Annotated in this window: 20 protein-coding genes; 7 read left to right on the forward strand and 13 right to left on the reverse strand. The window is 75.5% G+C overall.

What is annotated here, in order from left to right; translation table 11 throughout:
* Positions 1-171: 171 nt before the first annotated feature.
* Positions 172-1,809 (reverse strand): phosphomethylpyrimidine synthase ThiC, encoded by a 1,638-nt coding sequence (gene thiC, locus ZF1_RS24890; RefSeq protein WP_251782920.1) that lies wholly within the window; start codon positions 1,807-1,809, stop codon positions 172-174.
* A 199-nt stretch (positions 1,810-2,008) separates the two neighbouring features.
* Here thiC and ZF1_RS24895 point away from each other — a divergent pair, with 199 nt between their 5' ends.
* Positions 2,009-2,440 carry a nitroreductase family deazaflavin-dependent oxidoreductase gene (locus tag ZF1_RS24895; protein ID WP_405421475.1) on the forward strand — a complete coding sequence of 144 codons (432 nt, stop codon included), beginning with the start codon at positions 2,009-2,011 and terminating at the stop codon, positions 2,438-2,440.
* A gap of 47 nt (positions 2,441-2,487) precedes the next feature.
* On the opposite strand, the gene ZF1_RS24900 is transcribed toward ZF1_RS24895, so the two are convergent.
* Positions 2,488-4,602, reverse strand: coding sequence for an FtsX-like permease family protein (locus ZF1_RS24900; protein ID WP_482638463.1), 2,115 nt, complete (start codon positions 4,600-4,602; stop codon positions 2,488-2,490).
* On the reverse strand, positions 4,599-5,411 hold the full coding sequence (locus ZF1_RS24905; protein ID WP_226367756.1) for an ABC transporter ATP-binding protein: 813 nt from the start codon (positions 5,409-5,411) through the stop codon (positions 4,599-4,601). Before ZF1_RS24905 ends, ZF1_RS24900 begins: the two co-directional genes overlap by 4 nt.
* Before the next feature lie 122 nt (positions 5,412-5,533).
* Between ZF1_RS24905 and ZF1_RS24910 the strand changes: the two genes are divergently transcribed.
* Positions 5,534-6,688 carry a sensor histidine kinase gene (locus tag ZF1_RS24910; RefSeq protein ID WP_405421469.1) on the forward strand — a complete coding sequence of 385 codons (1,155 nt, stop codon included), beginning with the start codon at positions 5,534-5,536 and terminating at the stop codon, positions 6,686-6,688.
* The gene (locus ZF1_RS24915) at positions 6,685-7,329 is read left to right on the forward strand and encodes a response regulator (protein ID WP_308215800.1); all 645 of its coding nucleotides are present in this window, start codon (positions 6,685-6,687) and stop codon (positions 7,327-7,329) included. Before ZF1_RS24910 ends, ZF1_RS24915 begins: the two co-directional genes overlap by 4 nt.
* Positions 7,330-7,340: 11 nt before the next feature.
* Here the strand turns inward: ZF1_RS24915 and ZF1_RS24920 are convergent, their stop codons facing one another.
* Both ZF1_RS24920 and ZF1_RS24925 read right to left on the reverse strand, forming a co-directional pair.
* On the reverse strand, positions 7,341-7,607 hold the full coding sequence (locus ZF1_RS24920) for a hypothetical protein (protein WP_482638464.1): 267 nt from the start codon (positions 7,605-7,607) through the stop codon (positions 7,341-7,343).
* 106 nt (positions 7,608-7,713) lie between these two features.
* Complete coding sequence (locus ZF1_RS24925) at positions 7,714-8,295, reverse strand: peptide deformylase (protein WP_100878846.1); 582 nt, start codon at positions 8,293-8,295, stop codon at positions 7,714-7,716.
* 204 nt (positions 8,296-8,499) lie between these two features.
* Between ZF1_RS24925 and ZF1_RS24930 the strand changes: the two genes are divergently transcribed.
* Together ZF1_RS24930 and ZF1_RS24935 are read left to right on the forward strand one after the other, a co-directional pair.
* The gene (locus tag ZF1_RS24930) at positions 8,500-8,817 is read left to right on the forward strand and encodes a DUF3263 domain-containing protein (RefSeq protein ID WP_100878847.1); all 318 of its coding nucleotides are present in this window, start codon (positions 8,500-8,502) and stop codon (positions 8,815-8,817) included.
* Positions 8,818-8,833: 16 nt separating this feature from the next.
* Positions 8,834-9,529, forward strand: coding sequence for a LytR C-terminal domain-containing protein (locus ZF1_RS24935; protein ID WP_346109291.1), 696 nt, complete (start codon positions 8,834-8,836; stop codon positions 9,527-9,529).
* A 77-nt stretch (positions 9,530-9,606) separates the two neighbouring features.
* Here the strand turns inward: ZF1_RS24935 and ZF1_RS24940 are convergent, their stop codons facing one another.
* From ZF1_RS24940 to moeA, 4 genes are all read right to left on the reverse strand, one after another.
* Entirely contained in the window at positions 9,607-11,967 is a 2,361-nt protein-coding gene (locus ZF1_RS24940) for an AAA family ATPase (protein ID WP_476652935.1), read from the reverse strand.
* Positions 11,968-11,990: 23 nt separating this feature from the next.
* Complete coding sequence (pssA, locus tag ZF1_RS24945; RefSeq protein ID WP_346109295.1) at positions 11,991-12,998, reverse strand: CDP-diacylglycerol--serine O-phosphatidyltransferase; 1,008 nt, start codon at positions 12,996-12,998, stop codon at positions 11,991-11,993.
* 10 nt (positions 12,999-13,008) lie between these two features.
* Positions 13,009-13,719 (reverse strand): phosphatidylserine decarboxylase, encoded by a 711-nt coding sequence (locus tag ZF1_RS24950; protein ID WP_226354032.1) that lies wholly within the window; start codon positions 13,717-13,719, stop codon positions 13,009-13,011.
* 603 nt (positions 13,720-14,322) lie between these two features.
* Positions 14,323-15,576, reverse strand: coding sequence for a molybdopterin molybdotransferase MoeA (gene moeA, locus ZF1_RS24955; RefSeq protein ID WP_346109298.1), 1,254 nt, complete (start codon positions 15,574-15,576; stop codon positions 14,323-14,325).
* Between the two features lie 218 nt (positions 15,577-15,794).
* Between moeA and groL the strand changes: the two genes are divergently transcribed.
* The gene (groL, locus tag ZF1_RS24960) at positions 15,795-17,423 is read left to right on the forward strand and encodes a chaperonin GroEL (RefSeq protein ID WP_020622657.1); all 1,629 of its coding nucleotides are present in this window, start codon (positions 15,795-15,797) and stop codon (positions 17,421-17,423) included.
* A gap of 89 nt (positions 17,424-17,512) precedes the next feature.
* Here groL and ZF1_RS24965 read toward each other — a convergent pair whose 3' ends face one another.
* A complete protein-coding gene (locus ZF1_RS24965; RefSeq protein WP_482638465.1) occupies positions 17,513-18,478 on the reverse strand; it encodes a helix-turn-helix transcriptional regulator in 966 nt (321 codons plus the stop codon).
* A 63-nt stretch (positions 18,479-18,541) separates the two neighbouring features.
* On the opposite strand from ZF1_RS24965, the gene ZF1_RS24970 reads away from it, so the two are divergent.
* Positions 18,542-19,150, forward strand: a complete 609-nt coding sequence (locus ZF1_RS24970) for a TIGR03086 family metal-binding protein (RefSeq protein WP_482638466.1) — start codon at positions 18,542-18,544, stop codon at positions 19,148-19,150.
* A gap of 81 nt (positions 19,151-19,231) precedes the next feature.
* On the opposite strand, the gene ZF1_RS24975 is transcribed toward ZF1_RS24970, so the two are convergent.
* The 3 genes from ZF1_RS24975 to ZF1_RS24985 form a co-directional block, all read right to left on the reverse strand.
* The gene (locus ZF1_RS24975) at positions 19,232-19,813 is read right to left on the reverse strand and encodes a PspC domain-containing protein (RefSeq protein ID WP_308215801.1); all 582 of its coding nucleotides are present in this window, start codon (positions 19,811-19,813) and stop codon (positions 19,232-19,234) included.
* Positions 19,814-19,932: 119 nt separating this feature from the next.
* A complete protein-coding gene (locus tag ZF1_RS24980; RefSeq protein ID WP_476652941.1) occupies positions 19,933-20,151 on the reverse strand; it encodes a hypothetical protein in 219 nt (72 codons plus the stop codon).
* A gap of 81 nt (positions 20,152-20,232) precedes the next feature.
* Positions 20,233-21,894 carry a DNA repair helicase XPB gene (locus ZF1_RS24985; RefSeq protein WP_253069366.1) on the reverse strand — a complete coding sequence of 554 codons (1,662 nt, stop codon included), beginning with the start codon at positions 21,892-21,894 and terminating at the stop codon, positions 20,233-20,235.
* Between the last annotated feature and the right edge of the window lie 288 nt (positions 21,895-22,182).

The following is a 22,182-nucleotide window of genomic DNA, read 5'->3' on the forward strand; positions in this document are numbered from 1 at the left end:
TACCCGGCCGGTACGCGGTCGGCGACGCCGGTCCGGTGGGACCCGGCCGCCCTCTCAGCCCGCCTGCTCCGCGAGCTCCCGCGTCGTGCGTGGTCGCCGACGACGGTAGACGGTGCCGGGGCCGCGGGTGGGATCCCCGCGGCCCCGGCGGTGCACGTCCCGGTCCGGGCCTCAGTCCGTGGCGGAGATCGGCAGGTACACCCGGCCGCCCTCGTCCCGGAACTCCCCGGACTTCTCCGCCATCCCGGCCTCGATCGCCTCCACACTGGTCAGCCCGTGCGCCTCGGCGTAGTCCCGGACGTCCTGGGTGATCTTCATCGAGCAGAACTTCGGCCCGCACATCGAGCAGAAGTGCGCCGTCTTCGCGGGCTCGGCCGGCAACGTCTCGTCGTGGTAGGCGGTCGCGGTGTCCGGGTCGAGCGAGAGCGCGAACTGGTCACGCCAGCGGAACTCGAACCGGGCCTGCGAGAGCGCGTCGTCGCGGGCCTGGGCGTGCGGGTGGCCCTTGGCCAGGTCCGCGGCGTGCGCGGCGATCTTGTAGCTGATCACCCCGACCTTGACGTCGTCGCGGTTCGGCAGTCCCAGGTGCTCCTTGGGCGTGACGTAGCAGAGCATCGCGGTCCCGGCCTCGGCGATGCGGGCTGCGCCGATCGCGGAGGTGATGTGGTCGTAGCCGGGCGCGATGTCGGTGGCCAGCGGGCCGAGGGTGTAGAACGGCGCCTCGTCGCACCACTCCTCCTCCAGCCGCACGTTCTCGACGATCTTGTCCATCGGGACGTGGCCGGGACCCTCGATCATGACCTGCACGTCGTGGCCGCGGGCGATCCTCGTCAGCTCGCCGAGGGTGGCGAGCTCGGCGAGCTGGGCCTCGTCGTTCGCGTCGGCGATCGAGCCGGGGCGCAGGCCGTCGCCGAGGGAGAACGTGACGTCGTAGCGGCGCAGGATCTCGCACAGCTCGTCGAAGTGGGTGTAGAGGAACGACTCGGCGTGGTGCGCCAGGCACCACGCGGCCATGATCGACCCGCCGCGGGAGACGATCCCGGTGACCCGCTTCGCGGTGAGCGGCACGTGGCGCAGCAGCACGCCGGCGTGCACGGTCATGTAGTCCACGCCCTGCTCGCACTGCTCGAGCACGGTGTCGCGGTAGACCTCCCAGCTCAGGGCGGCCGGGTCACCGTTCACCTTCTCCAGGGCCTGGTAGATCGGGACGGTGCCGATGGGGACCGGCGAGTTGCGCAGGATCCACTCGCGGGTCTCGTGGATGTCCCGGCCCGTCGACAGGTCCATCACGGTGTCGGCACCCCACCGCGTCGCCCACACCATCTTCTCCACCTCCTCGGCGATCGAGGAGGTCACCGCGGAGTTGCCGATGTTGGCGTTGACCTTGGTGAGGAACCGCTTGCCGATGATCATCGGCTCGCACTCGGGGTGGTTGCGGTTGGCCGGGATCACGGCCCGGCCGCGGGCGACCTCGGCGCGGACGAGCTCCGCGTCGCACCGCTCGCGGACGGCGATGTAGGCCATCTCGGGGGTGACGATCCCGGCCCGCGCCCAGGACATCTGGGTCCCCGGCTCCCGCGACCCGACCCACGGCTCCCGCAGCCGGGGCAGCCCGGCGTGCAGGTCGACGGTCGCGTCGGAGTCGGTGTACGGGCCGGAGGTGTCGTAGACGTCGTGGTGCTCGCCGTTGGAGAGCGGGATCCGCCGGACCGGGACGGTGATGCCGTCGGGTCCGGGGATCCAGGCCTTGGCCGACCCCTGGATCGGGCCGGTGGTGACCTGCTGCGGGCGCACTGGTGCCGTTGTCATGACAGTCCTCCCTGGCCGGCATTACCCGGCCGGTTCTGCGGTCGGCGACCGGCGAGTCGCCCTCTCAGCCCCGCGCGACGGAGCTCCCGCGTGTTCAGTTGGTCGTGCACCCGCACCGTAGGCACCGTCCGGCGACGCGCACCAGCCCCTCACCCGGCTGCGAGGAATGATCACAGGAGGTATCGGGTTCTCCACCGTTATGACGCAGAACGCTGAGCTCTCCCCGACCGACTGGGTCCGCGAGCAGACCGAGAAGATCCTCGAGAACGGCACCACCGAGGCCGTCACGGTCATGGACCGCCCGATCATCCTGGTCACGACGACCGGCGCGAAGTCCGGCAAGCAGCGCTACGTGCCGGTGATGCGCGTCGAGCACGGCGGCTCGTACGCGATGATCGCGTCCAAGGGCGGCACCCCGGAGCACCCGGCCTGGTACCACAACGTCGTCGCGAACCCGCAGGTCCAGGTGCAGGACGGCACGCAGACCGGCACCTTCGTCGCCCGCGAGGTCACCGGGGACGAGCGCCAGGAGTGGTGGGACCGCTCCGTCGACGCCTACCCGCCCTACGCCGAGTACCAGGAGAAGACCTCCCGGATCATCCCGGTGTTCGTGCTGGAGCCCGCGAGCTGAGCCCGGCGCCCGCGCTCCCGGTCCGCACCGGGCGCGCGGGCGGCCCCTCAGGCCGTGGCGACGCCGTGCGCGGGCTCGACCCGTCCGGCGCGGCGCATCGGCCCCACCGAGGCGACCACGGCGACGGCGACCACCACGGCGGCCAGCCCGCCGAGCTGGCCCAGCGGCAGCGCCGTGACCGACCCGATGCCGGTCGCCCGCAGCGCCAGCAGGCCGTAGACACCGCCCAGCACGACGCCGAGCACCGCCGCGACCGCACCGGCGAGTGCCGCCTCGAACGCCACCGCCCGCCGGGCCGCGGCCCGCGACAGACCGAGCGTGCGCAGCAGTGCGATCTCCCGGGTCCGCTCGCTGACCGACAGCGCGAGGGTCACCCCGACCCCCACGACGGCGACGAGCAGCGTGATCCCGACCAGCCCCAGCCCGATCCCGCGGACCGCCCCGACCGCGGACTCGGTCTGCTCCCGCAGCTCCGCGGTGAACGTGACGGGCGCCTCGCCTGCGGCCCGCACCACCGCCGTACGCACCGCGACCGGGTCGGCCCCCGGCGCCGGGTCGACGAGCACCGTGCCGTCGGACACCCTTGCGGTCAGCCCGGGCTCGGCGTCGAGCCGGGCCACGAGCGTCGCGGCCTCGGCGTCGTCGCCGGCGAACACGACGACGTCGGCCGGGTAGTTCCGTTCGATCGACGCCGTCGCGTCGGCCGAGGCGCCGGCCACGGCCACCAGCAGCGCCGCGGTCAGGCCCACGCCCAGTGACAGCACCGTCGTCATCGCCGCGGTGCGCCGCGACATCCGCCGCGCGTTGCCCACCGCGATCCGGCCCGGTGCCCAGCGTGCGACGACCGGCGCCACCAGCGCCGCCGCCCCGGACACCACGAACGGCCCGGTCACCACGAGCGCCGCGAACACCAGCATCCCGGACAGCGCGGCCAGCGCCGTCCCCGCCAGCGGGCTCCCCATGCCCACCCCGGCGACGGCGAGGACCACGGCCAGGACGAGCGCGACCGCGGCGAGCGGCAGCCGTACCCGGGCCCGCGGTGCACGGGCCCCGCTCGCGTCCGCCGCGCCGAGCGCCACCACCGGCGGGGTCCGCCCGGCGGCGAGCGCCGGGGCCAGCGCGGCCGCCACCGTCACGAGGACCGCCGGCAGTACGCACCCCGCGAGCCGCCCCCACGGCACCACGAGCGCCGGGGCGTCCAGCCCGGCCGCGCCCGCCGCCGCCAGGACGGCCCACCCGCCCGCGACGGCCACGAGCGCCCCGGCGACCCCCGCGACCAGCCCGGTGAGCGCCGCCTCGACCAGCACCGACCGCGTCACCTGCCCGCGGCCCGCGCCGACGCAGCGCAGCAGCGCCAGCTCACGGGTACGGCGGGCCAGGACGATCCGGAACGTCGAGGCGACCACCACGGCCGCGGCGACCAGCGCCAGCCCGACGAACACCGACAGCCCGGCGAGCAGCGCGTCCGCCGACGCCGAGGCCGACGCCAGGTCCTCGGTGCGCTGGTCGTCGGCGGTCCGGACCCCGGTGACGCCCGGGACGGCGGCGAGCGCGGCCGGGTCCGGGTCCCCCGCGACGGCGGTCCGGAAGCCGGACAGACCGGCGGCGGCCGGGTCGTCGTCGCGCACGACGAGCACGTCGCCGTACTCCGACCGGACCGGCACCACCCCGGTGACGGTCAGCGTGCGGTCGCCGAGGCCGACGGTGGCACCGGGGGCGAGCCCGGTGCGTTCCGCGGTGCCCGCCCCGATCAGCGCCTCCCCCGGCCCGGACGGCAGGCGACCGGCCGTCACCGGCTCCGGTCCCTGCAGCGGCCCAGTCATCGGGTCGGTGCTCAGCAGCCAGGTGCCGCTCGCACCGCCCGCGACGACGGCGGCCGTCGCCGACCGGGCGGTCGACACCGCGGTCACGCCCGACACCGCGCGCAGGCGGTCCTCCAGCTCCGTGGTGGCGGCCCCGGCAGAGGTGTCGGTCTCCACGGCGAACGTCGCGCCCGCGGGCACCGAGGACGTGCTCCCGACGAGGTCGGCCCGCAGGCTCGCGGTCAGCAGCACCGCACCGGCGGCGAACACCGTCGCCACCAGCACGGCCAGCCCGGTCAGCAGCAGCCGCCGCGGACTGCGCCGGGCACCGGCGACCGCGGCGCGGGTGGCGGGGTTCACCGGGTCACCGGCCCGGTGGCCGTGACGTCGGACAGGGCGGGGTCGTCGGCGCCGGTCAGCGCGCCCATCGCGGACAGCACCCGGTCCGGGGTGGGCCGGTCCAACCGGCCGGCGGCACGGCCGTCGCGCAGCAGCAGGACCTGGTCCGACGCGGAGGCGGCGATCGGGTCGTGGGTGACCATGACGACGGTCTGGCCGTAGTCGTCGACGCAGGCCCGCAGCAGACCCAGCAGTTCGCGCCCGGAACGCGTGTCGAGCGCACCGGTCGGCTCGTCGGCGACGACGATCTCCGGGCGGCCGAGCAGCGCCCTGGCCACCGCGACGCGCTGACGCTGCCCGCCGGACAGCTCCGAGGGCAGGTGGGTGAGCCGGTCGGCGATGCCGAGCCGTTCGACGAGCTCGGCCCGCCAGGCGTGGTTCGGCCTGCGCCCGGCCAGGGAGGCGGCCAGGTCGATGTTCTCGCCCGCGGTGAGGTGCGGCAGCAGGTTGCCGTCCTGGAAGACGAAGCCCATCCGGTCGCGCCGGACGCGGGTCAGCGCGGTGTCGTCGAGGCTCCCGAGGTCGGTCCCGCCCAGCAGCACCTGCCCGGACGTGGGCCGGTCCAGCCCGGCCAGGCAGTGCAGCAGTGTCGACTTGCCCGATCCGCTCGGGCCCATCACCGCGGTGAACCGCCCCGCGGGCAGCCACAGGGTGACGCCGTCGAGCGCGCGGACCGTGGCGCGCCCCCGCCCGTAGGTGCGCACCAGGTTCACCGTCGCCGCGGCGACCTGCGACGGCACGTCGGCCGGATTCCTCAACCCCTCGATCATGACGACGAGGCTGCCGCTCGACGGGGGTCCGGGGCATCGGCCCGTGGTAGGGCGTTGCCCGACCGGGTCGTCGTACTTCCGACCGAGGTCGGAGGGTCGCCGCCCGCCCTACGGTGTGTCCCATGAGCACCGCACCACGCCGCGGCCGCCCGCTCCTGGCCGGGCTCGAGCTGCTCGCCTACCTGTTCTGGGCGGGGTGCGACGCCGTCCTGGCGATGAACTACGTGGGCTTCTGGGTGCCGAGCGGAGCGGTGTACGGGCTGCTCGTGGCAGGCGTGGTGCTCCTCCGGTACCGGACGGGCAGCACGGCACTCCCCGTGGCGGTGGTCGCCTACGGGCTGTCCGCAGCCGGCTCGGTCGCGGGGCTGGTGACCGGCGGGATCCCGTTCGTGTCGCTGACCGAGCTGTTCGCGCTGGCCGTGGTCACGGTGTCGGTCGTGCGGACCGCACCGGTCCGGGTCGTGCTCGCGACGGCGGTGGTGTCGCTGTGCCTCATCGTGGGCATGCCGCTGCTGCGCGTGCCGGACATCGACCGCGAGGTGTTCGCCAGCCTGACCGTGGTCGGCTGGGCCGGGACGATGGTCGTCGCGACCGCGGCGCGCGAGCTGTGGCAGCGCCGCTCGGCCCGGCTCGCCCAGGCCCGCAACGACGAGCGCCTGGAGCTGGCCCGCGAGCTGCACGACACAGTCGCCCACCACGTGACCGCGATCGTGGTGGCCGCGCAGGCCGGGGTCGTCGTCGCGGGGAGCCGCCCGGAGGAGGCCGGCCGGGCGCTGGAGTCCATCGAGCGGGCCGGCGCCGAGGCCCTCGACGGGATGCGCCGCATGGTCGGGGTGCTGCGCGCCGGTGCCGACGGCGGCGCCGACCGCGCCCCCGGCCACGACGTCGCCGACGTCGAGGACGTCGTCGCGCGGTTCGACCCCGAGCGGACCCGCACCCGGCTGGAGATCGCCCCCGAGGTACGGGCCGCCGTGCTCGGGCCCGCGGTCGCGGCGACCGCGTTCCGGGTGGTGCGCGAGGCCCTGACCAACGTGCACCGGCACGCCCCCGGCGCGACGACGGTGTCGGTCGGCGTGCACCTGCAGGCCGGGAGACTGGTGACCGTGGTGCACAACGACGGGACCGGGACCGAGAACCCGCTGCGCGACCCGGGCGGGTTCGGGCTGGCCGGGATGCGTGAGCGGGTGGAGGCCCTCGACGGCTCGCTGCACGCCGGGCCGGACGGGCCCGGCCGGTGGATCGTCGTCGCCGAGGTGCCCGCCGGGGCGGGCCGGTGACCGCGATCCGCGTCCTGCTCGCCGACGACCAGGAGATGGTGCGCACCGGCTTCGGGCTGATCCTCTCCGCCGAGGACGGCATCGAGGTCGTCGGCGAGGCCGCGACCGGCACCGACGCCGTCGCCATGGCCCGCGAGCTGCGCCCGGACGTCGTGCTCATGGACGTCCGGATGCCGGGGATGGACGGGATCGCCGCGACCCGCGCGCTGACCGCGGACCCGTTCCCCCCGCGGATCGTGGTGGTGACGACCTTCGACCTCGACGAGTACGTCTACGGCGCGCTGCGCTCGGGGGCCTGCGGGTTCCTGCTGAAGACGGCGGGCCCGCGGCTGCTCGTCGAGGCGGTCCGGGCCGCCGCGGCGGGCGACGCCCTGGTGTCGCCGTCGGTCACCGTGCGGCTGCTGGAGCGGCTGACCGAGCCGGAGCCGGCCCGTGCCGAGGTCCACGCCGCGCTGTCACCGCGCGAGCTGGAGGTGGTGAAGGCGGTCGCCCGGGGCCGGACGAACTCCGAGATCGCCGGGGACCTGTTCGTCTCGCTGTCCACGGTGAAGACCCACATCGCCAACATCGGGTCCAAGCTGGACGCCCGCAACCGGGTGGAGATCGCGGCGTGGGCCTGGGAGAACCGGCTGGTCGAGTAGGGCCGGACCCCTCAGGCCCGGGCCGTGCTCCGGCCGACCGGGGCGAGCGGGCCACGCGGCGCGGGGATCCGCAGCGATGCGGCGACGTCGCCGAGCGCCTCCGGGTAGGCGACCGGCGCGACCGGCAGCGCGGGGACGTCGGAGTCGAGCACGGCACCGGCGGAGCGGGCGCGGTCGTGGTCGGAGGCGCGGGCGTCCCACAGCTCGAACAGCGGCTGCGCGGCCATGACCAGCAGCACCGCGAGGACGGGGGCGACGGCGAGGATCGAGAGCAGCATGGGGACCACGGTGCCCGCCGGGGGCACCCCGCCACATCGGCCGCGGGGCCGGTCTCCCGGGCCGACCCCTAGTACCGGGGTATGACTCCCGGGGTCGGACCCGGGGTCATCCCCGGGGGACGTCCTCGGCCTCGACGGCCGACGGGTCCCACGAGTCCGACGGCGAGCCCCAGCCGTTGCGCTTGAGCATCTTCTTCGCCGCGCGCTGGTGGCGGCCCATCAGCCGGTCCAGGTAGAGGTGACCGTCGAGGTGGTCGGTCTCGTGCTGCAGGCACCGGGCGAAGAACCCGCGCCCCTCGTAGGAGACCGGCTCACCGTCGAGATCGGTGCCGGTGACCCGGGCCCACTCCGCCCGGCCGGTCGCGAAGTTCTCGCCGGGCACCGACAGGCAGCCCTCCTGGTCGTCGTCCGGGTCGGGCATGACCTCCGGGATCCCGTCGGTCTCCAGCACCGGGTCGACCACGACACCGCGCCGCATCGTGCGCGTCTCCTCGTCGGGGCAGTCGAAGACGAACAGCCGCAGGTCCACTCCCACCTGGTTGGCCGCGAGCCCGACGCCGTTCGCCGCGGCCATCGTCTCGAACATGTCCTCGACCAGCGTCCGGACCGTGTCGTCGACCGTGCCGACGGGGCGGGTGGGGGTGTGGAGCACGGGGTCGCCGACCATGCGGATGCGCAGAACCGTCACCGGAGCAGCCTACGGTCGCCGCCGGGCGTGACCCGGCCGGGCGGTTTCGGTGTCGTCCGACCCGCCCTCCAGGCGCGTCGCAGCCCGGGACCGTCGGTCCCCTGTGGTTGAATCCGCACCGCGAATGACAGACGTGTCGTTCGTCGTCGCGGCGCCCGGGCGGGGCCGCCGCAGCACGAGATCGTCGTCCGCTCGAGGAGCGTGATGGAGTCCGCCGGGTCCCTGCCGGAACGCCGCGGAGCGCACCGGCGCACCGCTGCCGCGTCCCCCCGCGAGCTCGACCGTCGCGAACGCGAGATCCTCGCGTTCGAGGCCCAGTGGTGGAAGTACGCGGGCGCCAAGGAACAGGCGATCCGCGAGCTGTTCGACATGTCGGCCACCCGCTACTACCAGGTGCTGAACGCCCTGGTCGACAAGCCCGAGGCGCTGGCGGTGGACCCGCTGCTGGTCAAGCGTCTGCGCCGGCTGCGTTCCAGCAGGCAGCGCACCCGCGCCGCCCGTCGCCTCGGCCTCGAGCCCTGACAGCCAGGAGGTCACGATGACCGCACCCGCGTCCGGCGGGCAGTCACCGCTGAAGATCGCCGGTATCGCGCTGATCGGCGTCGGTGTGGTCGCCGCTGTCGTCGGCCTGATCGGCCTCACCGGCGGCGGTGAGGACGGCGGCAACCAGGCCGCGCCCCCGTCGGCGTCGGCCGAGCCGGCCCCGGCCCCGGCCCCCGCTCCGGGGGACGGCACCGGCGACGGCGCCACGCCCGGCACCGGTGGCACCCCCGCCCCGGGCACCCCCGGGGAGACCTCGCCGTTCACCCCCGGAGCGCCCGGCACGCCGGGCTCCCCCGGGTACGACGGCGCGGGCCCGGCCGTCGCCGCGCCGCCCGCCGCGGGCTCCGGCTCCGCGGGCCAGGGCGGCTCCGGTTCCGCAGCCGGTGAGGGGTCCGCCGTCGCGGCCCGCCCGGTCGTGCGGATCTACAACAACTCGACCATCCGCGGTCTCGCCGAGAAGGCGGCCGGGGAGTTCCGCACCAACGGCTGGACCGTGTCCCAGGTGCAGAACTACTCCCAGGGCGTCATCCCGACCACGACCGTCTACTACCGGCAGGGCACCGGCGAGAAGGCCGCCGCCGAGGAGATCGCGAAGAAGTTCGGTATCCGTTCCGAGCCCCGCTTCGACGGCATTCAGGACGCGACGCCCGGCGTCATCGTGATCGTGACGCGGGACTTCTCCGCCGCCTGACGTTCCACACGCACGACGGCCCCGGACGCCTCCGCGTCCGGGGCCGTCGGCGTTCCGGGGCCGTCCGTGTGCCGGACTCAGCCGTCGCTGCGGCGACGGGCGTAGGCCTCCAGCTCGGCGACCTGCGCCGGGTCCAGCGACGCCCGCACCGTGCGGCGCGCCGTCGCCAGGTGCGCGGCGGTCACCTCGCCCGCGTCGAGGGACTCGCGCATCGCGGTCAGCGCGGACTCGCGCAGCAGCGCCGCGCAGTCCGCGGCCGAGTAACCGTCCAGTTCGGACGCGAGCGCGTCGAGGTCCACGTCGTCGGCCAGCGGCACGTCGCGGCCCGCCGCGCGCAGGATGTCCGCCCGCGCGTCGGCGTCCGGCGGCGGCACGAACACCAGCCGCTCCAGCCGGCCCGGCCGCAGCATCGCGGGGTCGATCAGCTCGGGCCGGTTCGTCGCCCCGACCACGACGACCTCGCGCAGCGGTGTCGCGCCGTCCAGCTCGGTCAGCAGCGCGGCGACGACGCGGTCGGCCACCCCGGCGTCGGTGGAGCCGCCGCGACGCGGGGCGAGCGCGTCGACCTCGTCGAGGAAGATCAGTGCGGGGGCGGCCTCGGCCGCCCGGCGGAAGAGCTCGCGGACCGCGCGCTCGGACTCGCCGACGTACTTGTCGAGCAGCTCGGCGCCCTTCACCGCGAACACGTTGAGGTCACCGGAGCCGGCGAGCGCACGCAGCAGGAAGGTCTTGCCACCACCCGGCGGGCCGTAGAGCAGCACCCCGCGCGGGGCGTCGACCCCGAGCCGGGCGAAGGAGTCCGGGTGGCGCAGCGGCCACAGCACGGCCTCGGTGAGGGCCGCCTTGACCTCGGTCATGTCACCGACGTCGTCGAGGGTGAGGCCGCCGCTGCCCAGCGTGCCGCCACCGGACAGCGAGATCGGGCGGACCGAGCCGACGGCGTCGAGCAGGTCGGACTGACGGACCTGCTCGGTGGGGTCGGAGCCGGTGCCGCGCAGCGCCGCGCCCACCGCGGCCTCCCGGCGGACCGCCGCGAGGTCGGCGACGACGAACCCCGGTGTGCGGGCGGCGACCGCGCCCAGGTCGACGTCGTCGGCCCGGGGTACGTCGGCCAGCAGCCGCTCCAGCAGCGCACGCCGGGTCGCGGCGTCGGGCAGACCGACCGACAGCTCGCGGTCGACCAGGTCCGGCGCCCGCAGCCGCGGGTCCAGGGCCTCCGGCTCGGCACTGGTGACGACGAGCGCGGGCCCGCCCGGCGCGGTCGCCGCGCGCAGCTCGTCGAGCACCAGGGTGGCCAGCGGCGGCGGGTCGGTGGCGGGGAGCAGGGCGTGCGCGTCGTGTACGAGCAGCACCGCGGGTGCGCCGGTGCCGGTCCCGCCGGTGCGGGCCTGCGCGATCGCCGCCCGGACCCGCTCGGCCGCGGCGGCCGGCTCGACGGCGGCGACCGCCGGGGCCACGAGCTCGACGCACCGGGCGCCCGCCGCCGCGGCCGCGCTGCGGACCAGTGTCGCCTTGCCCGCGCCCTCCGGCCCCGAGACGAGCACGCCGAGCCGGGCGTCGCCGCCGAGCCGGGTCAGCAGCTCCGGGCGGCGGAACATCAGCTCGAACCAGTCCAGCAGGCGGCGGGCGACGGCCTCGTTCGCGGCGAGGTCCTCCAGCGGCAGCACGGGCTCGGCGGGTCCGGCCGGCGCGTCGGCCCCGGCCGCGGCTCCCGCGGCCCGCACGGCGGAGGGGGCGGTGGAGCCGCGCCCGGCCCCGCCCGGGCCGGGGACACCGGGCCCGGGCGCCGCCGGTCCCGCGAGGGCCGGGCCGCCGTTCCCGGGGACGCCGGAACCGGGGATGCGGAGCGCGCCGGCTGTGGCCGGGGCGGGGTCGCCGGTATCGCGGCCGCCCTGCCAGCCCACGACCGTCGACGGCGTCACCACGACCGGCCCCGCCGGGTCGGCGACCGCGACGGTCAGCAGCTCCGAGGTCCACGTCCCGCCGACGGCCGCGGCCAGCGCGCGGCGCACCGAACGGACGTCGGCCCCGGCCGCCGGGGCGATGTCCTGCGGGAGCAGGGACACGGCGTCGCCGCGGACCAGGACCTTGCCCGTCAAGGCGAGCCGCAGTGTCGCCGGGGCGACCGTCGCGGTGGTCAGCGCGGACCCGACCAGGCGCACCTCGCGGGCCGCGGTGACCGACGCCGGCGCGACGACGACGGTCGCGCCGTCGGTCAGCCCGGCGTTGGACAGGGTGACGTCGTCGAAGCGGGCCTGACCGTGCGGGTCGCCCGGCTCACCGGCGACGGCGAGCGCCGCGGTGACCCGGGCCCCGGTGAGCGTCACCGCGTCCCAGGAGCGCAGGCCGAGCGCGGCGAGCACCTCGGGGTGCAGCCGGACGACACCGCGGCGGGCGTCGGCGGCCGCGGGGGCCAGTCGGGCGACGAGCTCCAGCACGGGCGGTCCTCCGGGGGATCGGGTCAGCGACGGCGCAGGCCGAGGCGGCGGCCGGAACCGCGGGGCGCGGCGGCGACGCCCGGACCGCGCGGGTCGCGGACGGCGCCGGTCTCGCGCATGCCGTCCCGGCGGGCCTCGCCCTCCGGGTCGAGCCGGCGCCGGACACCGCGGGCCACCGCACCGGCACGGCCGGCGACCCGGCGGCGCAGCGGCGGGCGCAGACCGAGCCGACGGGCGGACCGGGCCGCGCGGGCGACGGCGCGGCGCTGGCGGGTCGGCACGTCCCACGCCTCGGGGTGGTGCGACAGCCAGCGGTAGCGGTAGGCCGTCCAGGGCAGGAGCAGCAGGTAGACGAACCCGGCGACGGCGATCCCGAGGAACGGGATCGTGATCAGGATCGCGACGACCGCGGCCACCCCGACGAGCAGCCACCGGGTGGTGCGCGGGGAGACCCGGACCGTCTTGAGCGACAGCGTCGGGATGCGGCTGACCATGAGCCCGGCCGTGACCAGCGCCCACACCGCGACCAGCGGACGCTCCGACCACCAGCCCTGACCGAAGTGCAGCCACAGGTAGATCGGGATGCCCGCGGTCAGCGCGGCCGCGGGAGCCGGGACGCCGACGAAGAACTCCCGGGCGAACGGCGGGGCGCTGTCGTCGTCGATCAGGGTGTTGAAGCGTGCCAGGCGCAGCGCCATGCACACCGCGAACACCAGGGCCACCATCCAGCCGGCCCGGGTGCCCTCGAACGCCCAGATGTAGATGACCAGGGCGGGGGCGACACCGAAGGACACGAGGTCGGCCAGCGAGTCGAGCTCGGCGCCGATCCGGCTGGAGGCGTCGAGCAGCCGGGCCAGGCCGCCGTCGAGGGCGTCGCAGAGCGCGGCCACCAGGACGGCGATGATCGCGAAGTCGAAGCGCGACTGGAGCGCGAAGTAGACCGCCGTCAGGCCCGCACAGAGGTTGAGGACGGTGACCGCGTTCGGCAGCAGCCGCACGCCGGCGGGATAACCGCCGGCGGGGCGGGACATCCCCACGACCTCAGCGCTCCGCCGGCCCGGCCACCAGGCCGAGCACGGTCTCCCCGCCCACGGTCCGCTGGCCGGGGCGGACCAGCGCGGTCGTCCCGGGCGGGAGGTAGGTGTCCACGCGCGAGCCGAACCGGATGAGGCCGAACCGCTCGCCCGCGGCGACCTCGTCGCCGTCGCGCAGGGCGCAGACGATCCGGCGGGCCAGCAGGCCGGCGATCTGCACGACCCCGACCCCGACGCCGTCGGCGCGGACCACGGTGATCGCGTTGCGCTCGTTGTCCTCGCTCGCCTTGTCCAGGTCCGCGGACAGGAACGTGCCGGGCGAGTACTGGACCCGCGCGACGCGGCCGTGCACCGGGACCCACTGGACGTGCACGTCCAGCACGGTCAGGAAGATCGAGACCCGGGTGTGCGGGACGCGCGGCAGGTCGAGCTCGGCGGGCGGGACCGTCTCGGTCACGGTGGCGACCGCGCCGTCGGCGGGGGCCAGCACCGCGTCGGTGCGCAGCGGCGGGGTCCGGACGGGGTCGCGGAAGAACAGCGCGGTGGCCGCGGTGGCGAGCAGGCCCGGCAGGGTGCCTCGGCCGGTGAGGGCGCGCACCCCCGCCGCGGCGAGCGCCACACCGGCGACGATCGGACGCCCGCCCGGGTGCATCGGGGGGATCGCGTCCCGGACCAGTCGGGCGATGTGGGTCGGGGAGGTCCCGGTTCCTTCGGCCATGGTGGGTCGTCGGCTCCTGATGCTCCGGTGGGGGATCACCAACGCTACGCGGGCGCCGCGGACGGCTGTCCGGCGGGACGACCGGGACACGCCGAGGATCCGGGGGTCCCCGCGCCGAGACGGGACCGGTGGCACGATCGTCGGTTCGTGCCCGGAGCCGGCCGCACGCGGTGCGCGACCCCGCGGGCCGGTCGGGGGCAGAAAAAGGGCCGGGGCCGTCGTCCCCCGAGACGACGACCCCGGCCTTGGAACCGCTCGTCCGCTCCCCAGCGACGGGCGGTGGGTCTTGTGCTGTAAAGGGTCTACCCCTCCACACCAGAAAGTATTCCTCTCCGACGACCGGCAGTCCAGATCACGACGGATGTCCGCCGTGATCTACCTCTTTCGGCCGAACGGACACCCCCTAGGACGTCGCCCGCGGTGAGATCGTTGCCCCGACGGCCGATGACATAGCTCACACTTTCGGCGCAGCCGCACGTCCGCGCGAGTGGTGGGCCCGTCGCACAGCGCGATCCCGCTCGCAGCACCCGGACGCCCGTTCCGGTCCGCCCGGCTCCGCGGGTCACCGCCCGGCGCGCCGGGCCGCGGCCACCGGACACCGGGTCACGGGGCGTCGAGCAGCCAGACCGCGACCTGCTCGCCGTCGGCGACGGAGGTGGTGTCGGCGGGCAGGTCGATCAGGCAGTCGGCCCGGGCGAGCGCCGCGATCAGGTGCGACCCGGTGGACCCCACCTCGGACACGGTCCCGGCGGCGGCGTCGAGCAGGCCGCGCCGGAACTGGCGGCGCCCCGCGGGCGAGGCCAGCGCACCGGACAGCCGGGCGGTCACCACCGGCCGCGCCGGCGCGGGGTGCCCGGCCGCCGCCCGGAGCGCGGGCCGGACGAACACCTCGAACGAGACCTGGGAGCTCACCGGGTTCCCGGGCAGGGTGACGGTGGCGACCCCGGTCCCGCCCAGCTCGAGCCGGCCGCAGCCCTGCGGACCGCCGGGCTGCATCGCGACCTTGCCGAACTCCACGCCGTGGCCGGTCATGGCGTCCTTGACGACCTCGTAGGCGCCGGCGCTCACGCCGCCGGAGGTGAGGACGAGGTCCACGCCGTCGCCGACCTTCTCCGCGAGCACCGCGCGGAACCGCTCGACGTCGTCGGGGACGAAGGACAGCTGCTCAGCCGTCGCGCCGGCCTCCCGGACCGCGACGGCCAGCATCGTGCCGTTGGACTCGTAGATCTGCCCGGGCTCCAGCGTGCCCCCCGGGGCGACGAGCTCCGAGCCGGTGGACAGCACGAGCACGTGCGGGCGACGGCGGACCGGCAGCTCCGCCCGGCCCACGGCGGCGGCGAGCCCGATCTGGGGCGCGGCCAGCACCGTCCCGGCCCGCAGCACGACGGCACCCGACGCGGCGTCCTCACCGGCCCGGCGGACGAACGCGCCCGGCTGCGGGGCCTCGTGGATCCGGACGCGGTCGAGCCCGCCACCGGGACCGGCGTCGGTCTGCTCGACCGGCACGATCGCGTCCGCGCCCTCGGGCACGGGGGCACCCGTCATGATCCTGGCCACCGTGCCCGGCGCCAGCGCGGGGACGTCGGTGCGCCCGGCCGGGATGTCGGCCGCGACCGGGAGCTCCACCGGCGAGGCAGCCGAGGCGCCGGCGAGGTCGGCCGCACGGACCGCGTAGCCGTCCATCGCGGAGTTGTCGAAGGGCGGCAGCGCGACGCCCGCCGTCAGGTCCTCGGCCAGCACCCGGCCGCTCGCGGCGGCCAGCGCGACCGGCTCGGTCCCGGTCGGCGGCAGCAGGGCCGCGACCGCGGCGGCGTGCTCGGAGACGGTGCGCGGACCGGCCTGCGACCAGGTGCTCATGGCCCCATCCTGCCCGCCGTCGCGGGCGGCCCGCAGCCCGGCGGGGTCCGCTTGCACTCACCACGGGCGAGTGCTAGAAACGGGCTCAGCATCCACTGGCACTCGTGTCCGTGGAGTGCCAAGGTCGGGTCGGTGAGTCCGGCGCAGGGTTGCCGGGCGTCCGTCGCGGGCACCGCATCCGATCACTCGACTCACCTCTATCGGAGGGCAACACCCCCATGGCGAAGCAGATCGCGTTCGACGAGGAGGCCCGTCGGGGCCTCGAGCGGGGCATGAACACCCTCGCCGACGCCGTCAAGGTGACGCTGGGCCCGAAGGGCCGCAACGTCGTGCTCGAGAAGAAGTGGGGCGCGCCGACCATCACCAACGACGGTGTGTCGATCGCCAAGGAGATCGAGCTCGAGGACTCCTGGGAGAAGATCGGCGCCGAGCTGGTGAAGGAGGTCGCCAAGAAGACCGACGACATCGCGGGCGACGGCACCACCACCGCCACCGTGCTGGCCCAGGCGCTGGTCCGTGAGGGCCTGCGCAACGTGGCCGCCGGCGCCAACCCGATGTCGCTCAAGCGCGGCATCGAGAAGGCCACCGAGGCCGTCTCCCAGGCGCTGCTGAAGTCGGCCAAGGAGATCGAGACCAAGGAGCAGATCGCTGCCACGGCCTCCATCTCCGCCGCCGACCCGCAGATCGGTGAGCTCATCGCCGAGGCGATGGACAAGGTCGGCAAGGAAGGCGTCATCACGGTCGAGGAGTCGCAGACCTTCGGGCTCGAGCTCGAGCTCACCGAGGGCATGCGCTTCGACAAGGGCTACATCTCGCCCTACTTCGTGACCGACGCCGAGCGCATGGAGGTCGAGCTGGAGGACCCGTACGTCCTCCTCGTCTCCTCCAAGATCTCGACCGTCAAGGACCTGCTCCCGCTGCTGGAGAAGGTCATGCAGTCGGGCAAGCCGCTCGCCATCATCGCCGAGGACGTCGAGGGCGAGGCCCTGGCCACCCTGGTCGTCAACAAGATCCGCGGCACCTTCAAGTCCGTCGCCGTCAAGGCCCCGGGCTTCGGTGACCGCCGCGAGGCGATGCTGGCCGACATGGCCATCCTGACCGGTGGCGAGGTCATCTCGGAGAAGGTCGGCCTCAAGCTCGACACCGCCGACCTGTCCCTGCTGGGCACCGCCCGCAAGGTCGTCGTGACCAAGGACGAGACCACCATCGTCGACGGCGCCGGTGACGCCGACCAGATCGCCGGCCGGGTCAACCAGATCCGCGCCGAGATCGACCGCACCGACTCCGACTACGACCGCGAGAAGCTCCAGGAGCGCCTCGCCAAGCTGGCCGGCGGCGTCGCCGTCATCAAGGCCGGCGCGGCCACCGAGGTCGAGCTCAAGGAGCGCAAGCACCGCATCGAGGACGCCGTCCGCAACGCGAAGGCGGCCGTCGAGGAGGGCATCGTCGCCGGCGGCGGCGTGGCGCTCATCCAGGCCGGTGCCGGCCTGTTCGAGGGCCTCGGCCTGGACGGTGACGAGGCCACCGGCGCGAACATCGTCAAGGTCGCGCTGGAGGCCCCGCTCAAGCAGATCGCGGTCAACGCCGGCCTCGAGGGCGGCGTCGTCGCGGAGAAGGTCCGCAACCTCCCCACCGGTGAGGGCCTCGACGCCGCCACCGGCGAGTACAAGGACCTCATCAAGGCCGGGATCATCGACCCCGCCAAGGTGACCCGCTCGGCGCTGCAGAACGCGGCCTCCATCGCGGCCCTGTTCCTCACCACCGAGGCGGTCATCGCCGACAAGCCGGAGAAGGGTGGCGGCGCCCCCGCCGACCCGACCGGTGGCATGGGCGGCATGGACTTCTGATCGGTCCTGCCTCACCAGGCACAGCACCACCCCGCGGGGGCGGTACCGGTTCGCCGGTGCCGCCCCCGCGGCGCGTCCGGGGGCCGCCGTCACCCCAGGGCGACGACGGCCGCGCGGGCCCGCTCCCGCAGCGCCGTCACCAGCTCCGGCGGGTCCAGCACCCGCACGTCCGGCAGCAGCGGCCACAGCGCCCGCCCGGCGTGGACGAGGTCCCCGAACGCGGCGACGACCTCGGTCGTCCCGTCCCGTGTCCGCTCCTCGTCCACGGTGACGGCCGACAGCGCGTCGCGGCGGTCGGCGGGCAGCACGAGGTGGACCCGGATCCCGGGCCGCCGCGCCCGGAAGTCCTCCCGGCGGCGCAACCACAGCTCCTCCAGGTCGACGCCCTCGGGCCGGTGCGCGGGCTCGGCCAGCGGCTCGGCCTCCTCGATCCGCGACACCCGGTAGGTGCGGTCGTCCCCGTCGCGCAGCGCCAACAGGTACCAGCGCCCCGACGCCTGGACCAGCCCGACCGGGTCGACGACGCGTTCGGCGGCGGGCCCGGGCTGCGCGCCCGGCCGGGTCCCGGTCCGGTAGCGGATGCGGAGCCGGACCCCGCCGAACACCGCGCGCTGGACGGCGGTGAGCACGTCGGTGGTCGCGCCGTCGTCGGTGTCGCGCAGCCAGCCATCACGCCGGACCAGCACCCGTCCGGCGGCGTCGGTGGCCTGTTCCCGGGCGGCGTCCGGCAGCGCGGCGACGATCTTGCGCATGGCCGAGGCGAACTCCGGCCCCAGCCCGATCGCGCCGGGCGTCGACGTCGCGCCGGAGCCGAGCAGCGCGACCGCCTCCCCCGGGGTCAGACCGGTCAGGTCGGTGGTGAAGCCCGGCAGCAGTGCGAAGCCGCCGTGCCTGCCGCGTTCGGCGTAGACCGGGATGCCCGCGGCCGACAGCGCCTCGACGTCGCGCAGGACGGTGCGCTCGGAGACCTCCAGCTCACGCGCGAGCACGGCGGCGGTGGTCCGGCCGCGGTGGCGCAGCAGGAGCACGAGGGACAGGAGCCGGTCGGCGCGCACGTCCCGGAGAATGGCATGGAATCACGACAGGAGGTGTCGGGTATCGCGGGCACGCTGGCGCCCATGACGAACCCGCCGCTCACCACCGACCCCCGCCCCGCCTACCTGGCCGCCCTCGACTGGGTCGCCGGCCTCGCCCGGGCCGTGCCCGCCGACCGGATGGCCGACCCCACGCCCTGCGACGACTTCGACGTCCGCACCCTGCTCGCGCACCTGGTCACGACACTGCGCAGACCGGCGGCGCTCGCCGCCGGGACCGACCCGATGGCCGCCCCGCTGGTCAGCGACGACGTCCTCGACGACCCGGTGTCGGCCTACGTCGACGAGGCGGCGGCGCTGCAGGCCGTCTGGTCCGGCCCGGACGGCGAGGCGCTGCTCGACCGGGTCGCCCGGCTGCCGTTCGGCGAGGTCCCGGCGCGGGCCGCGCTGGCCGTGTACCTGAACGAGACGCTGGTGCACGGCTGGGACCTGGCCGTCGCCACCGGGCAGGACCCGGAGGCCGACCGGGAGCTGGCGACGACGGCGCTCGCCACCGCCCACGCGTACCTGCCCGCCGAGCGGCGTGGCGGCCCGGTGCCGTTCGGCCCGGTCGTGGAGCACCGCCCGGAGGCGGGGCCGACCGAGCGGCTGGCGAACTGGTCGGGCCGGGTGTCGACGGGCTGGGTGGGCTGACGGGCCGGGCGGACCTACGGGCTCCGGTGTCGCGGCTCCCCCTCGTGAGCCGCGACGCCGGAGCCCCGCCCGCCCACCGGCTCAGGCGGCCGGTGCGATCAGCCAGGCGGCGAGGTAGACCAGTGCCGCCGCGCCACCGGTGACCAGGGTCAGGACGAGGACCGCGATGCGCAGCAGCGCGGCGTCCGCACCCAGGTCGGCGGCCAGACCGCCGCAGACACCACCGAGCATCCGGTCGGTCCTGCTGCGCCGGAGCCGGAACGCGGCGACGCGGTCGCCGATCCCCTGCGCCGTCGTCCGGGTCCCGGCGCCGCCGTACGGCGTGCCCGCGGTGTGCGGCGCCCCCGTCGTGTAGGGCGCCCCGGTGCCCGGACCGGGGTGGGCGGCCCCGGGGTCCGCAGCGGCGGCCGGGCCCGCGTCGGAGGGACCGGTGCCGGTGGGCGGGACCTCGGGTCCCGCGGTGCCGGCGCCCGCGGTACCGGCGCCTTCCGGCATGCCGGAGGTGGCGGCGCCGAGCGGTCCGGGGTCGGTCGCGTCGGAGCCGGTGGCCGCCGCGGCGACCGGCACCCGGTCGGTCACCGCGGCGTCGTCGGCTCCGGTCGAGGCGTCGTGGACGTCGGTCCCGGTGGGTGCCGTACCGGTCGTGCTCGCGTTGTTCTCCATGGCTCCAGGCTGTCGCCCCGGCGCGCGCCGGGACTCGGGACGAGCCCGGAGACCGACCCGGAACCGGGACCGCCCCGTCTCAGGGGCACGCCCCGCGCGTCCCGGGGTCGCGGCGCCGCTCAGCCCGGCGGACGGGGCCCGGGCGGGGGGTGGCCGGGCGGCGGCTCGACCGGGCCGCGCTGCTCCGGCGGGGCCGCGGACGGCGGGCCCGGCCGGTGCGGCGGGTCGGGCACCTGCCGGTCCCGCATGCGCACCACCCGGCCGAGCACCAGCGCGACGACGACCGACAGGACCAGCCACGCCCCGATCCCGACGAGGATCCACAGGGCGGTCGACATGTGCCCTCCCCGGCCGTCGCGGACCGCACCAGTGTGCCCGTGATCGGCGCCGTACGGAGGCCCCCGATCCGGGGGGCGGGCTCAGCCGGCGTCGGGCAGGGCGGGGCCGAGGAGGTCGTCGGCGTCGACGATCCGGTAGGCGTAGCCCTGCTCGGCGAGGAAGCGCTGCCGGTGCGCGGCGTAGTCGGTGTCCACGGTGTCGCGGGACACCACCGAGTAGAAGTGCGCCTGGCGGCCGTCGTTCTTCGGGCGCAGCAGGCGCCCGAGCCGCTGGGCCTCCTCCTGCCGGGACCCGAACGTGCCGCTGACCTGCACCGCGATCGTCGCCTCGGGCAGGTCGATGGAGAAGTTCGCGACCTTGGAGACCACGAGGGTGTCGATCTCGCCGCGGCGGAACGCGTCGAACAGCTTCTCCCGCTCCTTGTTGCGGGTCGAGCCCTGGATCACCGGGGCACCGAGCTTCTCCCCCAGCGCGTCGAGCTGCTCGAGATAGGCCCCGATGACCAGCGTCTGCTCGCCCTTGTGCCGGTCCAGGATCGCCTGCACGACGTTGAGCTTGGTGTTCGCCGTCGACGCCGTCCGGTAGCGCTCCTCGGAGTCCGCCGTCGCGTAGGACATGCGCTCGGCGTCGGTCAGCGTCACCCGCACCTCGATGCACTCGGCGGGCGCGATCCAGCCCTGCGCCTCGATGTCGCGCCACGGGGCGTCGTAGCGCTTCGGGCCGATCAGGGAGAACACGTCGCCCTCGCGGCCGTCCTCGCGGACCAGGGTCGCGGTGAGGCCGAGCCTGCGGCGGGACTGCAGGTCCGCCGTCATCCGGAAGACCGGCGCCGGGAGGAGGTGCACCTCGTCGTAGACGACCAGGCCCCAGTCTCGGGAGTCGAACAGCTCCAGGTGCTTGTACTCGCCCTTGGTCTTGCGGGTGACGACCTGGTACGTGGCGATGGTGACCGGGCGGATCTCCTTCTTCTCGCCCGAGTACTCGCCGATCTCCTCCTCGGTCAGCGACGTCCGCGCGATCAGCTCGCGCTTCCACTGCCGCCCGGAGACGGTGTTGGTGACCAGGATGAGCGTCGTCGCGCCCGCCTTGGCCATCGCGGCCGCACCGACGAGGGTCTTGCCCGCGCCGCAGGGCAGCACGACCACCCCGGAGCCGCCCTCCCAGAACCCGTCGACCGCGTGGCGCTGGTAGTCGCGCAGCGTCCAGCCGTCCTGCTCCAGCTCGATGGGGTGGGCCTCGCCGTCGACGTACCCGGCGAGGTCCTCGGCGGGCCAGCCGACCTTGAGCAGCGCCTGCTTGAGGTGCCCGCGCTCGGACGGGTGCACGACGACGGTGTCGTCGTCGAGCCGCGCGCCCAGCATCGGGCTGATCTTCTTCTGCCGGAGGATCTCCTCCAGCACGGCGCGGTCCAGCGCGGTGAGGACGAGGCCGTGCGCGGGGTGGTGGGACAGCTGCAGCCGCCCGTAGCGCCCCATCGTGTCGACGACGTCGACCAGGAGCGGCTGCGGGACCGGGTAGCGGGCCCAGCGGACCAGCGCGTCGACGACCTGCTCGGCGTCGTGCCCGGCGGCGCGCGCGTTCCAGAGGGCCAGCGGGGTGACCCGGTAGGTGTGGACGTGTTCGGGTGCCCGCTCCAGCTCGGCGAAGGGCGCGATGGCGGCACGGGCCGCCGCGGAGTCGGGGTGGTCGACCTCGAGCAGCAGTGTCTTGTCGGACTGGACGATCAGGGGGCCGTCGGTCACGGAACGAATCCTCTCGAGGCCGGGGAACGGAGCTGTGCGGGTCCGCCGGACGCCGAGCGGAGACGAGCGGTCGGCGTGTGTCACGTCACGTGACCATGAGGCAACCGGCCCTACGCCACTCGGGAGACGAGGGTTCCGGGGGCTAGACTCGGCAGCCGTCCGTCACGCACAGACGGGACCCGGCACGATCATATCCGTCCGACTCCCCCGGGACGCGGCAACCGCCGCCCCGTGTCGGTCGTGGTGTGGTCGAGCGGTTCCCGTCGTGACCCCGAAAGGCGCACCGGA

The organism is Pseudonocardia sp. ZF1, from assembly GCF_056835605.1.